This is a genomic window from Pseudomonas sp. 3296 (assembly GCF_031456615.1).
Classification (GTDB): domain Bacteria; phylum Pseudomonadota; class Gammaproteobacteria; order Pseudomonadales; family Pseudomonadaceae; genus Aquipseudomonas; species Aquipseudomonas mucoides.
Window position 1 is genome coordinate 324,807 of sequence record NZ_JAVDUY010000006.1, and the last position, 16,460, is coordinate 341,266.

12 protein-coding genes and 1 riboswitch are annotated in these 16,460 nt (G+C 60.1%); of the genes, 5 read left to right on the top strand and 7 right to left on the bottom strand.

Going from position 1 to position 16,460, the window contains the following annotated elements:
- Window positions 1-61 precede the first annotated feature (61 nt).
- Complete coding sequence (locus J2X66_RS18200; RefSeq protein ID WP_310266777.1) at window positions 62-1,279, bottom strand: acyltransferase; 1,218 nt, start codon at window positions 1,277-1,279, stop codon at window positions 62-64.
- Window positions 1,279-3,141 carry an O-antigen ligase family protein gene (locus J2X66_RS18205; protein WP_310266780.1) on the bottom strand — a complete coding sequence of 621 codons (1,863 nt, stop codon included), beginning with the start codon at window positions 3,139-3,141 and terminating at the stop codon, window positions 1,279-1,281. The genes J2X66_RS18200 and J2X66_RS18205 overlap by 1 nt, the downstream gene beginning before the upstream one ends.
- 156 nt (window positions 3,142-3,297) lie before the next feature.
- Between J2X66_RS18205 and msbA the strand changes: the two genes are divergently transcribed.
- Entirely contained in the window at window positions 3,298-5,100 is a 1,803-nt protein-coding gene (msbA, locus tag J2X66_RS18210; protein ID WP_310266783.1) for a lipid A export permease/ATP-binding protein MsbA, read from the top strand.
- Window positions 5,101-5,304: 204 nt separating this feature from the next.
- Complete coding sequence (gene hldE / locus J2X66_RS18215; RefSeq protein ID WP_310266786.1) at window positions 5,305-6,726, top strand: bifunctional D-glycero-beta-D-manno-heptose-7-phosphate kinase/D-glycero-beta-D-manno-heptose 1-phosphate adenylyltransferase HldE; 1,422 nt, start codon at window positions 5,305-5,307, stop codon at window positions 6,724-6,726.
- 77 nt (window positions 6,727-6,803) lie between these two features.
- Here hldE and J2X66_RS18220 read toward each other — a convergent pair whose 3' ends face one another.
- From J2X66_RS18220 to J2X66_RS18235, 4 genes are all read right to left on the bottom strand, one after another.
- Window positions 6,804-7,769: a metal ABC transporter ATPase gene (locus J2X66_RS18220; protein ID WP_310266789.1), complete on the bottom strand. Its 966-nt coding sequence runs from the start codon at window positions 7,767-7,769 to the stop codon at window positions 6,804-6,806.
- Between the two features lie 32 nt (window positions 7,770-7,801).
- A complete protein-coding gene (locus tag J2X66_RS18225) occupies window positions 7,802-8,614 on the bottom strand; it encodes an aldo/keto reductase (RefSeq protein WP_310266791.1) in 813 nt (270 codons plus the stop codon).
- Window positions 8,611-9,786 carry an FAD-dependent oxidoreductase gene (locus J2X66_RS18230; protein WP_310266793.1) on the bottom strand — a complete coding sequence of 392 codons (1,176 nt, stop codon included), beginning with the start codon at window positions 9,784-9,786 and terminating at the stop codon, window positions 8,611-8,613. Before J2X66_RS18230 ends, J2X66_RS18225 begins: the two co-directional genes overlap by 4 nt.
- A 199-nt stretch (window positions 9,787-9,985) precedes the next feature.
- Window positions 9,986-10,318, bottom strand: a complete 333-nt coding sequence (locus tag J2X66_RS18235) for a multidrug efflux SMR transporter (protein ID WP_015093202.1) — start codon at window positions 10,316-10,318, stop codon at window positions 9,986-9,988.
- 103 nt (window positions 10,319-10,421) lie between these two features.
- Here J2X66_RS18235 and J2X66_RS18240 point away from each other — a divergent pair, with 103 nt between their 5' ends.
- Window positions 10,422-11,318, top strand: a complete 897-nt coding sequence (locus J2X66_RS18240) for a LysR family transcriptional regulator (RefSeq protein WP_310266795.1) — start codon at window positions 10,422-10,424, stop codon at window positions 11,316-11,318.
- 11 nt (window positions 11,319-11,329) lie between these two features.
- A complete protein-coding gene (gene waaA / locus J2X66_RS18245) occupies window positions 11,330-12,607 on the top strand; it encodes a lipid IV(A) 3-deoxy-D-manno-octulosonic acid transferase (RefSeq protein WP_310266797.1) in 1,278 nt (425 codons plus the stop codon).
- Between the two features lie 36 nt (window positions 12,608-12,643).
- On the opposite strand, the gene J2X66_RS18250 is transcribed toward waaA, so the two are convergent.
- The gene (locus tag J2X66_RS18250) at window positions 12,644-14,086 is read right to left on the bottom strand and encodes a TolC family outer membrane protein (RefSeq protein ID WP_310266799.1); all 1,443 of its coding nucleotides are present in this window, start codon (window positions 14,084-14,086) and stop codon (window positions 12,644-12,646) included.
- A 191-nt stretch (window positions 14,087-14,277) separates the two neighbouring features.
- Window positions 14,278-14,383, top strand: a riboswitch (TPP riboswitch).
- A gap of 168 nt (window positions 14,384-14,551) precedes the next feature.
- Here J2X66_RS18250 and thiC point away from each other — a divergent pair.
- Window positions 14,552-16,441, top strand: a complete 1,890-nt coding sequence (gene thiC / locus J2X66_RS18255) for a phosphomethylpyrimidine synthase ThiC (protein ID WP_007946989.1) — start codon at window positions 14,552-14,554, stop codon at window positions 16,439-16,441.
- Window positions 16,442-16,460: the final 19 nt, after the last annotated feature.

Below are 16,460 nucleotides of genomic sequence, written 5' to 3' on the forward strand. Positions count from 1 at the left end.
CCCCGCATTGATGCACACGTTGCAGCTGGCTTCGCCAGCTGCAACAAGGATGTGCGTTGCTTCAGCGAGCGATTTTCTCAGCCAAAGCCTTGTCGGCTTTTTTGCGTTGACGCAGCCACTGCAACACTTTCCTGCCGGCCGTGATGCCCGGCTTCTCGATGTACAGGAACGTCAGGCTGCTGATGATGATCAACAGGCAACTGCAGACAGCCAGCATCGGCAGGAAGGTCCAGATATCGCGAATGTCCAGATCAAGCACCATCGGCAGGCGCTGGATCAACACCCACAGCACGAAGCCGTGCAGCAAATAGGTGCTGTAGCTGATTTCGCCGAGCCAGCGGATGCTGCGCGGTTTCAGGGCGCCGAACAGCGTGTTGCCGGACGCCACGATCACGAAGAACAACGACATGAGCAGCATTGGCCTCACGCTGAAGGCACGGTTGAATGCCGTGAAGGCAATCGCCAATGCCAGCAGCGCGATAATCCCCGCCATTCGCGTCTGACCCCAGGCCACCAGTTGCGGCCGACGAATCCAGTACGCAGCGCCGATACCGCCGAGAAAACTCGCCAGGAAGTGTTTTTTCAGTGAGTGCTCCAGGCCGATCACTTTGTACAGCGCGTAGATACCGATCAGGCACAACACTACTTGCAGCCAACTGCCCCGGTAGATAAACACCATGCCGGCAAGGGGCAATGCCATATAGAAAAACACTTCGTAGCCCAGGGTCCAGGTGACATTGGAGATCAGCATGCCGGTTTGGTGGTATTGGTTGACGTCCGGGCGGTCGAAGGTCAGCCAGGCCAGGACCTGGCCGAAAAAGCGCATGCCGGAGTCCTTGAGCTCCCAGTTCTGCAGGTAGAACACCGTGATAAACACGATCAGCATCAGTGGCAAGTACAGCGGGTAGAGGCGAAAAAACCGCGATATGGCGAAGGCCAGCCAGTCGTGCTGGCGCCCTTGGGTGAGCAGTCGGTTCCAGAACAGGAAACCGGTGATCATGAAAAACAGTGCGACACTGCCTTGTCCGAGCTGTGAGTAGAGATTGCTCGGCGGAAAATCAATCACACCCGTGCGCAGGAAGATCAAGGTAATGATGGAGTGGTGCACGAACACGCCGAACGCCAGATAGCCGCGCAGTCCATCAATGCTGGCATAACGGCTTTCACCGGAATGCTCGATGTGACGGGAAATTTTCGGGACGGCACGCACTAACAAGGCGGCGGTCACGATGGCCAGCAGATAGGCTGCCAGCGCAATGAGTGGGTTGGTTTCAGTCATCAATGCGCCCGGACCGGGGTACTCCCGGCCAGCACTTGCCGGTGCAGGTTCTCGACAGCGGACTTGGGTGCCGTCATGGCGTAGCCCTGAAGCAGCGCCTCGAAGTGCTCTTCAAACAGCCAGCGCCGGTCCACGGTGTAGCGCTGCATGTGGCGCAGATTGCGCTGACGCAGGGCCAGGCTCAAGGACGAAGGGTAAATGCGCAGGTCGGCCACATCGATCAAGCCAAACTCGCCATCCTCGAGCACCAGCACATTGCCCAAGTGCAGTGAGCGGAAATAAACGCCTTGTTCATGCAGTTGGGCCATGAACTTGCCGAAACGCTCCACCAGCGCTTGACGCACCGCCGGCGCGGTAATGCCTTGCAGGACCTGGCGCAGCGTATTGCCGGGCAGCGGCGAATAGTGCACGGCACTGCTGCCGTCCGCGAGGCGATAAACGTCGAGAATAGGCGGGGCAGGAATCCCGAGATTGCGCAGTTGTACGCTGTTGACGGCAAAGCGTTCGGAGTAGGGGTTGAAACTGCCCGAGGTGTACCAGCGGCGGCGACGGAACAACTTGAGGAAACTGCCGTCGAGCAGGCGCAGGACTTTGGGGCCCAGGCCATCTTCTTCGATCACCTGCGCATTGGCAGTCAGTTGTTGCTGGACGATCGGCGTCAGTGTCTTGATGGGCATCACCAGCAAGCGTCTGGCGCGCAGGTTAATGCTGAGCGCGACGATCAAAGCCAGCGGGATCCACAGCAGGAACCAATGCTCCTTGGGTCGGGAGATGATGCCGCCACCCTCGGTCAGGCCTGCGCCAATTCCGAATATCAGCCAGGTCGAGGCCATGATAAACAGCGGTTGCAGACGATTGCGCCAACTGCTGAACAGTCCCCAGAACTGGGAAAACAACCAAGGCAGCAAACCCACAATGCCGACGTAATAGAGCACGCCGAGGACAAAACTGTGGGGCTCCTGATAGTTGACGCCAACGCCAGGGTCGATGGCCAGATTGGCACTATAGCCATGACCGATCCAGGGGTGGTCGGCAATTTTCTGCAAGGCCAGTTGCCAGATTTCGAGGCGGTAGGAGTCGCCTCGCTCGATGATCATTCTTGAAAACAGTAGATAAACTGTGGCTCCGCTGGCAACCAGTGCGCCGAGCATAACGACGGAGCGACGGTTCCAGCAAATGAAGCCCAACCAGAGCGCCGCCATCGTCAGTGCCACCAGAGGTGTCCGGGAACCGGTGCCGATCACGGCGGCGAACATGATTGCCAGCGCCGGGAGGCTCAGCCAGAGCATCCGGCGGCGCTTGCAGATCATGCTCATACTCATCCAGTAGGCTGCGTAAAAGCCGTACATGTGAGAGCTCAGCAGCGGATTGTCGAACGCGCCGCCACCGATCAACCGCAGACCTGGCTGGTACGCGTGGGCGAACAGGAACAGATCGTGGGTGGTACCGATCAGTCCGACTATTGCCGCGGTGAATAGCAAAGGCTGGATGATTTCGCTGCGATAGCGCACCAGAAAATAGCAACCGACAAACAACAGCAAGGTATGCAGCGGTGGTTTGAGCTGGCCGACGAAGCTCTCCTTGCCCGGCCCCCAGGATAAACTCAACAGCGCCCAGGCCGCGAACACCAGCACGGCGACGAACACCGGCTCGCGAACCAGCTCTTTGAATTCCCGCGGACGCAGGCACAGGGCGATCAACGCTGGAATGCTGAACAAGCCATAAAAAAGCTTGTGGTGCAAACTTCGGCCCGGCAGGAAGAACAGGGCACACAGGAGCAAGAGATAGCCGAGTGGAAGAATCCAGAGGCAAATGAGATCGAAAACTCGATTTGACGCACTATTGAAACCGCTGAGTTGCATGCTGAGAGATTCAATCCTGAAGTTGATCGGCCATTTCGGGGTGATGGCTATTTGATGCTTGATTCGACGTCTAACAATAACAGCCTTTATGCGATTGCCAGAACCCTGAAGAAGCTGTGCTAAAGTCAGCGTCCTTTTTATCGACAAACGCGTGATATGACCGACTCCAGTCTCTCCGCAAGCCCATCGAGCTTGAAAATCTACTTCCGCCTGCTTGGCTATGTCCGGCCATACATCAGTCTGTTTCTGATCAGCATCGTCGGCTTTCTGATTTTCGCTTCGACCCAGCCAATGCTCGGCTATATCCTCAAGTACTTTGTCGATGGCCTGTCCAATCCTGAGGCAGCGCTCTTCCCGACGGTGCCTTACCTGCGCGACCTGCAACTGCTGCAGGCGGTGCCGCTGCTGATCATCCTGATCGCCGCGTGGCAAGGGCTGGGATCTTATCTGGGTAACTACTTTCTAGCCAAAGTTTCCCTGGGTCTAGTCCATGATCTGCGAGTACAGCTGTTCAATAACCTGTTGGTTCTGCCCAACCGGTATTTCGACAAGCATAACTCGGGTCATCTGATTTCGCGTATCACCTTCAACGTGACGATGGTCACCGGGGCGGCCACAGATGCGATCAAGGTCGTAATCCGTGAGGGCATGACGGTGATCTTCCTGTTTGCCTCGCTGCTGTTCATGAACTGGCGCCTGACGCTGGTCATGGTCGCCATCCTGCCGTTGATCGCCTTCATGGTGCGCACCGCGAGCAAGAAATTCCGCAAGCAAAGCAAGAAAATCCAGTTGGCCATGGGTGACGTGACGCACGTGGCTTCGGAAACCATTCAGGGCTATCGCGTGGTGCGCAGCTTCGGTGGCGAAGTCTACGAAGAAAAACGCTTCTTCGACGCCAGCCAGGGCAATACCGACAAGCAACTGCGCATGACCCGCACCGGTGCCATCTATACGCCGCTGCTGCAATTGGTGATTTACACCGCCATGGCGGTGCTGATGTTCCTGGTGCTGTACCTGCGCGGCGATGCTTCGGCCGGTGACATGGTTGCCTACATCACCCTGGCCGGCCTGTTGCCCAAGCCGATTCGCCAGCTGTCCGAAGTCAGCTCGACCATCCAGAAAGGCGTGGCCGGTGCCGAGAGCATTTTCGAACAACTGGACGTTGCGCCTGAAGTCGATACCGGCACTGTCGAGCGCGATGTTGTCTCCGGTCGTCTGGACGTACGCAACCTGAGCTTCACCTACCCGGACACCGATCGCCAGGTGCTCAATGACATCACGTTCTCGGTCGAACCGGGGCAAATGGTGGCACTGGTCGGACGCTCAGGCAGTGGCAAGTCGACCCTGGCCAACCTGATTCCGCGCTTCTATCACCACGACAAGGGCGAGATCCTGATCGACGGTGTTGAGGTGGAGCAGTACAAGCTGCTGAACCTGCGCAAGCATATTGCCCAGGTGACCCAGCATGTGACGTTGTTCAGCGACACCGTGGCCAACAACATTGCCTATGGCGATCTCGCCGGCGCGCCGCGTGAGGACATCGAGAAAGCGGCGCGAGACGCTTACGCCATGGATTTCATCGCGCAGTTGCCCGAAGGCCTGGACACCCAGGTCGGCGAGAACGGCGTGCTGCTGTCCGGCGGTCAGCGTCAGCGTCTGGCGATTGCGCGAGCCCTGTTGAAGAACGCGCCGTTGCTGATTCTCGACGAGGCCACCTCGGCGCTCGACACTGAATCCGAGCGCCACATTCAGGCGGCACTGGATCACGTGATGAAAGGCCGCACGACGCTGGTGATCGCTCATCGACTGTCGACCATCGAAAAGGCCGACCTGATCCTGGTGATGGATCAGGGCCGCATCGTCGAGCGCGGCACCCATGCCGAGCTCTTGGCGCACAACGGTTACTACGCCCGCCTGAACGCCATGGGCCTCGACGCCCCGGCTGAAGACATCGCCTGACTGTCGCTCGCCGGGCGCGCAAAGCGCCCGGCGATTTGTATCCAGGCTTTCACCCTTCTTGACCAAACCTGTCTGTTATAAATATTTCTGCTCAATAACTGAACAGATTTGCCCGCAAAATCATCCCGTTGCAACCGTCGCGCAAGCCCGCGCCAACCCTGTGGTAATATCGCGCCCCTGTTCATTTTGTATGTGGGTTGCTCCATGAAGTTGTCCATGCCGCGATTCGATCAAGCCCCTGTCTTGGTGGTCGGCGATGTCATGCTCGACCGTTACTGGCATGGTGGTACCTCACGGATTTCCCCTGAGGCGCCGGTGCCGGTGGTCAAGGTCGAGCAAATCGAGGACCGCCCGGGCGGTGCCGCCAACGTTGCGTTGAACATTGCCGCGCTCGGTGCTCCTGCCTCGCTGGTCGGTGTGACCGGCGACGACGAAGCGGCCGACAGCCTGGCCAATAGCCTCCAGGGCGCAGGCGTCCGGGCTATTTTCCAGCGCATTGCGCACCAGCCGACCATCGTCAAGCTGCGGGTCATGAGTCGTCACCAGCAATTGCTGCGTATCGACTTCGAAGAACCCTTCGCCACCGACGCGTTGGCGCTTGGCGAGCAAGTCGATGAACTGCTCGAAGGCATCAAGGTGCTGGTGCTGTCCGACTACGGCAAAGGCGCCCTGAAAAACCATCAGGTGCTGATCCAGGCCGCCCGTGCCCGCGGCATTCCGGTGTTGGCGGATCCCAAGGGCAAGGATTTCTCGATCTACCGTGGCGCCAGCCTGATCACCCCGAACCTCAGCGAGTTCGAAACCATCGTCGGTGGTTGCGCCGATGAGCATGAGCTGGTGAGCAAAGGCGCGCAGTTGATGCACGACCTCGACCTCGGCGCCTTGCTGGTGACCCGCGGCGAACACGGCATGACCTTGCTGCGTCCGGATCATCCGGCGCTGCACTTGCCGGCCCGTGCCCGTGAAGTGTTCGACGTGACCGGTGCCGGCGATACGGTGATTTCTACCCTGGCAGCGGCGATTGCCGCTGGCGAAGAATTACCGCATGCGGTGGCCCTGGCCAACCTGGCGGCGGGTATCGTGGTCGGAAAACTCGGTACGGCAGCCATCAGCGCCCCGGAACTGCGTCGCGCCATCCAGCGTGAAGAAGGCTCCGAGCGCGGTGTGTTGGGCCTTGAGCAACTGTTGCTGGCCGTCGCCGATGCGCGAGCGCACAAAGAGAAGATCGTTTTCACCAATGGTTGCTTCGACATCCTGCATGCCGGCCACGTGACCTACCTCGAGCAGGCACGGGCTCAGGGCGATCGTTTGATCGTTGCGGTCAATGACGATGCTTCGGTCAGCCGCCTGAAAGGGCCGGGTCGTCCGATCAACAGCGTCGACCGTCGCATGGCGGTACTGGCCGGTTTGGGCGCGGTGGATTGGGTGATCAGCTTCCCTGAAGGCACCCCGGAAAACCTGCTGCGCGAGGTCAAGCCGGACGTGTTGGTGAAGGGGGGGGATTACGGGATCGATCAAGTGGTCGGCGCAGACATCGTGACGGCTTATGGCGGGACGGTGAAAGTGCTGGGACTGGTAGCGAACAGCTCTACAACGGCGATTGTCGATAAGATTCGTAATAACTGATTATGGCGAGGGCTTGTTCCGACAGGCCCCCTCGCCACAGTTAACCCCCTCAGCCACAGGAATCAGTGGGGTTCCTTCTATCGTGCCGCCTTGCGCGGCACGATTTTCTTCAGTAATTGCTTCGCCTTCCCGCGTAATCGCGCCAGACCCGAATCCTTCCCCGGCGGGCTCAACCCCTGCTGGCGCACCCAATCCTTCCAACGAATCCGCTCATCACGCACCACCCAGCCTTCCTGTTGGGCAAAGCTCTCAGCCAGGAACAACCCGCGCGTACTTGCCGGGTAGAGCTGGTCCTTCTTCAAGGTATACAGCTCGGCCATCGGCTGGCCGTCTTGCAAGGGCATCAGGTACAAGTCCGGGCGCTTGCGGTCGAGGCGGGCGACCAGTTGATCGCCTTCCAGTCGTTCATCGACATGAAACAGACTCAGGGATTTGGCTTCCTTGGGCACGTCGAGGCGCAAGTCATAGATCAGTTGCAACGACGCAGTGGGCAAATGCACGTAAGCCCGTGGCCGTTCGATCAGTTGCAGGTTGGCGCAACGCACCGGCCGCGCCGAACCGGACAATGGCGTCAGGCGAAACGGTAGCGCCTCGCGGTAGTGCAGGGCACTGGCATAGGGCGCTGGCAACCACGTGTCATTAAAACGCCCGCCGAGCCACCCTTCCGGGGTTTCCAGAAGGCATTCTTCGGCAATTTCCTGGATCGCCGTGTGCAGCGGCAAGTTCAGCTCGTGGGCCGGCACGTAGCCGGAGATCAGCTTGAGCACCACGTCGCCACGGTCTTGCCGACGCTGGCGCACCAACACCCAGTAATCGCGATTCTGCCAATGCAGGGTCAGGCGCACCGAGACCCCAAGGTTGGCCAGTTCCAGCGCAAACCGCTCGGTGCTGGCCACCGTCACAGGGCGGCGACGTTGCAGGGTCTGGGAGAAATTGAGCGGCATCCCGACGCTCTGATAGCTCAAGCCTTCGGGAGTCGCTTCGACGTACAACGGCAGGGTCTTGAAGTTGCTCGGGTTCTTTCTAATGAGCGTACGCGGCATGTCGGCTCCTGCTTAAGGCCGCGTGGGCGGCATCAGTTTCTACGGAGGACCTGGGCAACGGTCGCAACGTTGTGGGCGAGGTGCAGCGGATTAATGGTCCCGACAATAGCACTGGCCACGCCCGGATGTTCAAACAACAGCTCGAAGCTGGCGCGCACCGGGTCCACGCCTGGACTCAGGCACACATGACCGCTGGCGAGGGCTTTTTTGACCAGAATGGCTTTGCCGTGAGCAGCAGCATAGTCAATGACAGGCTTCTCGTTCTGCTCGTTCAGATTGTAGGTGACCATGGCGCAATCACCTTGCTCCAGAGCCTTCAAACCACCTTCGACGGTTTTCCCGGAAAAACCGAAGCCGCGAATCTTGCCTTCAGCCTTGAGCGCGGCGAGGGTCGCGTAGACCTCGCTGTCATTGAGGATTGCCAAATCGTTGCCGTCGGAATGCACCAGCACCATGTCGATAAAATCCGTTTCCAGACGTTGCAGGCTGCGCTCCACTGAAAGTCGGGTGTGGGCGGCACTGAAATCATGGCTCGACTGGCCATTGGAGAATTCTTCACCGACCTTGCTGACAATCACCCAGTCCTGACGCTGGCCGCGCAATAGCGGGCCGAGGCGTTCTTCGCTGCGGCCATAGGCCGGGGCGGTGTCGATCAGGTTGATGCCCATGTCGCGGGCGAGTTTGAGCAACCGGCGTGCATCATCGTCGTCGGGAATCTGGAAACCGTTGGGATACTTCACACCCTGGTCACGGCCGAGTTTGACTGTGCCCAGGCCCAGCGGCGACACCAACAGGCCGGTGCTGCCCAGTGGGCGGTGCAGATCGTGCAGGGTCGGTTGGCTCATGGCAGCAGTTGCTCCCAGGCCGGCACGCCCATTGGCGGTTTCGGTAGTTCCGGCAGTGGCGCAGGATGGCTCGGCTGGATGCCGTCACGCGTCAGGCTGGCGATGACCCGGTCGGCAAAGTCTGGCGCCAGCGCCAGCTTGGTCGGCCAGCCCACCAGCAGGCGACCTTGTTCGGCGAGGAAGGCGTTGTCCGGACGGGTGAGCCCCGATTGCAGCGGCTCGGCGCGGTCCACGCGCAAGGTGGCCCATTGCGCGGTGCTCAGGTCGATCCATGGCAGCAACTGCCCGAGCTCTTGCTGGGCCGTGGCGATTTGCTCGGCAGGTTCGCGGGCAACGCCCTCGGCCTCGGCAATGTCGCCCCCCATGTACCAGACCCACTGACCGTCGGCCGCCGGGTGAGTGGTCACGGTCAGGCGCGGTTTGGTGCCACCGCCCAGGCAATGGGCGTACAGCGGTTTGAGGCCCGGGCCTTTGGCGATGATCATGTGCAACGGCCGACGCTGCATGGCGGGCTGGCTCAACCCCAGCGCTTCGAGCAATGCCGCGGTGCCGGCACCGGCGCTGAGGACGATGCGCTGGGCACGAATCTCGCGTTCGTCGACCTTCAGGCCGACCAGCACGTTGCCTTCCAGCAGCGGCTCGATCTTCTGCCCTGCGAGCAGGCCCTCACCGGCCAGATCGGCCAGGCGCTGGATCAGGCTTGGCACGTCGACCACCAATTCCGCCAGTCGATAAACCTTGCCCTTGAAGCGTTTGTCTTGCAGGGCCGGCGGCAGTTGGTCGCCCTTGACCTGATCGACACGGCCGCGCACGGCCTTGCTCGCGAAGAAACTGGTGAGGTTGCCGGCGAGCGTGCCGGGGGACCAGAGATAGTGCGCTTCGGACAACAGGCGCACGCCGGACAGGTCCAGTTCGCCATCGCCTGCCAGCGCTTCACGCCAGCGGCGCGGCATGTCGGCAATCGCTTCCGATGCCCCGGTCAGGGCACCGTGCAACGCGTACTTGGCGCCGCCGTGAATGATGCCCTGGGATTTCACACTCTGGCCGCCGCCAAGGCTGGCGCTTTCCACCAGTACGGTCGAAAAACCCTGGCGGCGCAGGCGCGCATTCAGCCAGAGGCCGGCGACACCAGCGCCGACAATCAGAACGTCGGTGGAAATAACGGATGGCATGCGGCGACCTCAGTGTTCAAGACGAGGGCGCAGTATACAGACTCGACGAAAAGGGGATTTGTCGGTGATCAATTGGATAAACGCAAAAACTGTAGGAGTGAGCCTGCTCGCGAATGCGGTGTGTCTGCTTGCATAGATGTCGACTGGTATGACGCTATCGCGAGCAGGCTCACTCCTACACAGGAGGGTGTTTCAGGGTTTAGTGCCCGGCGGTTTTGGAGAAGAGCTGGATGACAACGACGCCGAGCACAATCAACGCCATCCCCAGCATCGCCGGCACATCCAGTTTCTGCCCATAGATAAACAGCGCCGCAACGCTGACCATCACGATGCCCATGCCGGCCCACACCGCATAAGCGACGCCGACCGGCACGCTGCGCACTACCAGCGTCAGCATCCAGAAGGCAATGCCGTAACCGACGATCACCAGAACCAACGGCAGCGGCGTGCTGAAACCTTTGACGGCTTTCATCGAAACAGTTGCGATCACTTCGGCGCAGATGGCGATGGCCAGGTAGTAGTAAGCGGTCATGGGTGCATCCTCGTGTGAAGTGTTGCTTTCTGAGGTCGGCATTTTAGAGACTCTCCAGATGCGGTAAAGTCATTACCTATCTGCCAAAAAGATGGGTTGGCCTATGCAATGGAATCTTGAGCAACTGCGATTGTTTGTCAGCGTAGCGGAGCATCGCTCGTTTTCTGCGGTGGCACGCGATCAGCGCAAGGCGCAGTCAGCGGTCAGCAGTGCGATTGCACTGCTCGAAGAAGATTTGGGCGTGAGTCTGTTCGATCGCAGTAGCGGCCGTCAGCCGAAACTCACCGAGGCCGGCAATGCTTTGCTGGAAGAGGCGAGAGAAGTGTTGCGCCAGTGCGAGCGCCTCAACGGCCGCGCGTTGGCCATGATGCGCGGCGAGGAAGCTCGATTGCGTGTGGCTCAGGATGAGGCCATGCCCTATCAGCCGATCATTGAAAGCTTCGAAGCCCTGGCTGAAAAATTTCCCAGCCTCGAAGTGCAGCTGACCAGCGCCGCCCAGGGTGATGTCGCGCGCAAACTGGTGGAGCGCCGGGCCGATCTGGGGCTGCTGTTTTATCACGACCAGATTCCCGAGGCCCTTGAGCGGCGAGTGGTGGGCAGCGTCGAGATGCTCACGGTGTGCGGCGTCGGGCATCCACTGGCGAAGCAGGCTCACGTCGATTGTCAGGCGCTGGCGCAGCATCGGCAGTTGCTGATGTCGACCCAGTCCAGCGTTTACCCCGGCAGCGAGCCCGCCAGCCCGCAAGTCTGGCGGGCCGACAGCTTCTATGTGATGGCCGAATGGCTGGTGCGCGGCCTCGGTTGGGCCTGGTTGCCCCGGCACGTGGTGCAATACCCGGCGTACCAGGGCCTGATGGTCGAACTGGACAGCGAATGGACGCCGCCTGCGCTGGTGGTGGAGTTGGTGTGGCGTCGCGATGAACCGCCGGGCCCGGCGGCTCGTTGGCTGGCGGAACGTTTTGCCGTGCACTTGCAGGCGATCGGCGAGAAAAGCCGATAAACTCCGCCGCCATGAATAGAACTCTCTATACCGCGCTGTTTTACCTGGGGCTGCCACTGGTAGCAATTCGGCTGTGGCTGCGGGCGCGTAAGGCGCCGGCGTATGCCAAACGCATTGGCGAGCGTTTCTCCCTCTCACTGCCGGTAATGAAGCCGGGAGGTATCTGGGTGCACGCGGTGTCGGTGGGCGAAAGCATTGCGGCGGCGCCGATGATCCGCGCCTTGCTGCAACGTTATCCACATTTGCCGATCACCGTGACCTGCATGACCCCGACCGGGTCCGAGCGCATCCAGGCGTTGTTCACCAATGAACCGCGCATTCAGCACTGCTATCTGCCTTACGATTTGCCCTGCGCCGCTGCGCGTTTTCTCGACCGGGTCCGGCCAACGCTGGCGGTGATCATGGAAACCGAACTCTGGCCCAACCACATTCACCAATGCGCCAAGCGCGGAATTCCCGTGGCACTGGCCAATGCGCGACTGTCCGAACGCTCGGCCAAGGGTTATGGCCGTTTCCGCAAACTGACCCAGCCGATGCTCGCCGAGATGAGCCTGTTTGCTGTCCAGACCGAGGCAGAGGCCCAACGCTTTCGTGACTTGGGTGCCCGTCCTGAAACCGTGGAAGTCACCGGTTCAATCAAGTTCGACCTGACCATCGACCCGCAATTGCTGCAACGCGCCGCCGAGCTGCGCACGCAATGGCAGACGCTTGAACGACCTGTGTGGATCGCCGCCAGTACCCATGAAGGCGAAGACGAAGTGGTCCTGGCGGCCCATCGTCAGTTACTGGCCAATCATCCCGATGCGTTGCTGATTCTGGTGCCGCGCCATCCGGAGCGTTTCAACACGGTGTTCGAGCTGTGTCAGCAGCAGGGTTTCGCCACGCTGCGTCGTTCCACAAGCGAGCCGGTGACCTCGGCCACGTCGGTGCTGGTGGGTGACACCATGGGCGAGTTGCTGTTTCTCTACGCCTTGGCAGATACCGCTTTCGTAGGGGGTAGCCTGGTGCCGAACGGCGGGCATAACCTGCTGGAACCGGCCGCGCTGGCCATGCCGGTACTGAGCGGCCCGCACCTGTTCAACTTTCTCGAAATCGCCGCGCAGTTGCGCAGTGCCGGGGCATTGCAGGAAGTGGAAGATGCCGAAGGCCTGGCGCTGGCGGTGCAGCGGCTGTTCGAATTGCCGCGCGATGCACAGCGAATGGCCGAGGGGGGGCTGAAGGTGATGCGTAGCAATCAAGGGGCGTTGCAGCGGTTGCTGGGTGGGTTGGGACGTTTGATCGGCGGCTAATGTGTCGCGAGGGGGCATGCCCCCTCGCCGCAAGCATTACTGGGTGGGTGGTCTTGACTTGAGTTGCTGTTCCGCCGCCTTGGCCAAATCGGGTGGCAGGAAGTCCTTGTCGGGGTTGTAGTCGGCCTTGAGGAAGCGCTTCAAGTCTTCGAGATCTCCCGGGTTCAACGTGCCGGCCTGTTGTTTCAATTTCAGGTTGTCGAGGATGTAGTCGTAGCGGGTGTTGTTGTAGTCGCGCACCGAGTTGTACAGGGAGCGCTGCGCATCCAGCACATCGACGATGTTGCGTGTCCCCACCTGATAACCGATTTCGGTCGCTTCCACCGCACTCTGGTTGGAGATGATCGACTGCTTGCGCGCTTGCACCTGTTCGACATCGGTGTTCACCGCGCGATGCAGGTCGCGGGTGTTTTCGACGATTTGTCGACGCAGGGATTCGCGTTGTTGTTCGGTCTGATCCAGCTGTGCATAGGATTGACGCACCTGCGAGGTGGTCAGGCCGCCGCTGTAGATCGGGATGTTCAGCTGCAGGCCCACCGTCGTTTGCTCGACGTTGCCACTGTACGGTTGACCAAAGGCGCTCGGGTTGCTGAAGCCCAGTGCGTCGTTGTCGCCTTTTTCGTATTTCGCCACCGCGTCCAGAGTCGGCAAGTGACCGGACTTACGCTGCTTGAGGGTTTCTTCGGCGGCACTGACCGCATAGTTGCTGGCCAGCAGATTCAGGTTCTGCCGGGCCGCCGTATCGACCCAGGCTTTGGCATCGTTCGGTGTCGGAGCCAGGATCGGCAATTGATGGCTGACGCCCCAGATTGATTTGTACTGCCGGTTGGTCAGGGTGATCAGCGCTTCAAACGCGTCATCGACCTGGCGTTGCGCAACGATCCGGTTGGCGCGTGCGGTGTCGTAGCTGGCTTGTGAGTTGAGCACGTCGGTCTTGTCCGACAGGCCGACGTCGAAACGCTCGTTGGCCTGGTCTAGCTGGCGTTTGAATGCGGCTTCTTCAGCCTTGGTCGACGCCAGGTTGTCCTGAGTGCGCAGCACGTTGAAGTAGCTTTGAGCCGATTGCAGGATCAGGTTTTGCTCGGTGGCCGAGAGTTGCAGGGCCGCCTGTTCGTTGACGTCCTTGGCGGCCTGGAACTGGAACCAGCGATCAGCACGGAACAGCGGCTGCGCCAGGGTGGCCTGATACGAATTTGCACTGCGATTGGCCGTCGCCGAAGGCTGGTCGATCGCGGTGCGCACGTTGGCCACTTCGGCCCCGCCCGACAGGTTGGGCAGCAGGCCGGCGCGGGCCTGAGGCACGACTTCTTTCTGCGCGCCATACTGCGCGATGGCCGCCGCGAGGTCGGCGTTGTTGGCCTTTGCTTCCTGGTAAACGCTGACCAGGTCGTTCTTGGTCGATAAGGGCGCTTCTGCTGCCCAGCCCGTTCCATAAGACGCACAAGACACGGCAAGGGCCAGTGAAAGTTTGCGCAGCATAGGCGTTCCCTAGAATTAATATTACACAAGTAATTTGAGCGCCAAGGTAAGGCGCAGCACGTACCACGTCAATGCATGGCTTGGCGTAGCGAGTGTAGTTGTGCAATCGGGCGGCAACAATCCTGAATCTGCCATTCATCGAGGTGTTTGCGCGGTGTTGGCGTTCTTTGACAGTTGTGTCTAGACTGGCCGGGTTCTTGTCGGGGTGCCTTGCTATGAGGCTGAGATCGAATAATTTCGGATCCCGTTGAACCTGATCAGGTTAGCGCCTGCGTAGGGAACAAGATTTCTCGTCACCCGGCGAGTCCTCTTGTGCTTCGTCCGGGATGTTGTTCGACAATCGAACACCCCTCGAGCACTGAGCACAGCACCAACAGCTTTGTTATTGCTGATTGGTCGCGTCCATTCGTTACAGGTTCGCTCCGACAAAATTCCACTGCCTGGATGCTGTCTGGAGAGCCCGTGATGACGATAAAACCAAAAAATACGATGAACCTGAGTGATTCGGCCCAAGTCGATCAACAGTCGGTTCAACCGTTTACCCGCTCGCAAAAAATCTATGTCCAGGGCTCGCGCCCCGACATCCTCGTGCCCATGCGCGAAATCAGCCTGGATGTAACGCCGACCGACTTTGGCGGCGAGATCAATGCCCCGGTGGTGGTGTACGACACCTCGGGTCCGTACACCGACCCCAATGTCATCATCGACGTGCGCAAAGGCCTGGCCGATGTGCGTTCTGCGTGGATCGAGTCCCGTGGCGATACTGAACGCCTGCCGGGCCTGAGTTCCAATTTCGGCCAGGAACGCCTCGCCGATGCCGAGCTGACCAAACTGCGCTTCGCCCATGTCAACAACCCGCGCCGCGCCAAGGCCGGGGCCAACGTCAGCCAGATGCACTATGCCCGCCAAGGCATCATCACCGCCGAGATGGAATACGTCGCCATCCGCGAAAACATGAAGCTGGAAGTGGCCCGCGCCGCCGGCCTGCTGGACCAGCAACACGCCGGCCACAGCTTCGGCGCCAGCGTGCCGAAAATCATCACCCCCGAATTCGTCCGTGACGAAATCGCCCGTGGTCGCGCGATCATTCCGGCCAACATCAACCACACCGAACTGGAACCGATGATCATCGGCCGTAACTTCCTGGTGAAGATCAACGGCAACATCGGCAACAGCGCACTGGGTTCGTCCATCGAAGAAGAAGTGGCGAAACTGACCTGGGGCATTCGCTGGGGTTCGGACACGGTCATGGACTTGTCCACGGGCAAACACATTCACGAAACCCGTGAGTGGATCATCCGCAACTCGCCGGTGCCGATCGGTACGGTGCCGATTTATCAGGCCCTGGAAAAAGTCGGCGGCGCCGCCGAAGACCTGACCTGGGAGTTGTTCCGCGACACGCTGATCGAACAGGCTGAGCAGGGCGTCGACTACTTCACCATCCACGCTGGCGTGTTGCTGCGCTACGTGCCGCTGACCGCCAAACGCGTGACCGGTATCGTTTCCCGTGGCGGTTCGATCATGGCCAAGTGGTGCCTGGCGCACCACAAGGAAAACTTCCTCTACACCCATTTCGAAGACATCTGCGAAATCATGAAGGCCTACGATGTCAGCTTCTCGCTGGGCGATGGCCTGCGTCCGGGCTCGATTGCCGACGCCAATGACGCCGCACAATTCGGTGAGCTGGAAACCCTCGGCGAGCTGACCAAGATCGCCTGGAAGCACGACGTGCAGTGCATGATCGAAGGCCCGGGCCATGTGCCGATGCAGTTGATCAAAGAGAACATGGACAAGCAACTCGAGTGCTGTGACGAGGCGCCGTTCTACACCCTCGGCCCACTGACCACCGACATCGCACCGGGTTATGACCACATCACCTCCGGCATCGGTGCGGCGATGATCGGCTGGTTTGGTTGCGCGATGCTCTGCTACGTGACGCCGAAGGAACACCTGGGTCTGCCGAACAAGGATGACGTGAAGACCGGGATCATCACCTACAAGATCGCCGCGCATGCCGCCGATCTGGCGAAGGGGCATCCGGGCGCGCAGATTCGCGACAATGCCTTGAGCAAGGCACGGTTCGAATTCCGTTGGGAAGACCAGTTCAACCTGGGTCTGGATCCGGACACCGCGCGTTCGTATCACGACGAAACCCTGCCGAAGGATTCGGCCAAGGTCGCGCACTTCTGCTCCATGTGCGGGCCGAAATTCTGCTCGATGAAGATCACCCAGGAAGTCCGTGAGTACGCGGCCAACCAGCGGATCGAAACCGTGGATGCCGAGGTCGCCCAGGGATTGGCGGAACAGGCTGAACGGTTCAAGCAGGAAGGCAGCCAGCTGTACAAGAAGGTTTGATCTGACCTGAATAAGGTGG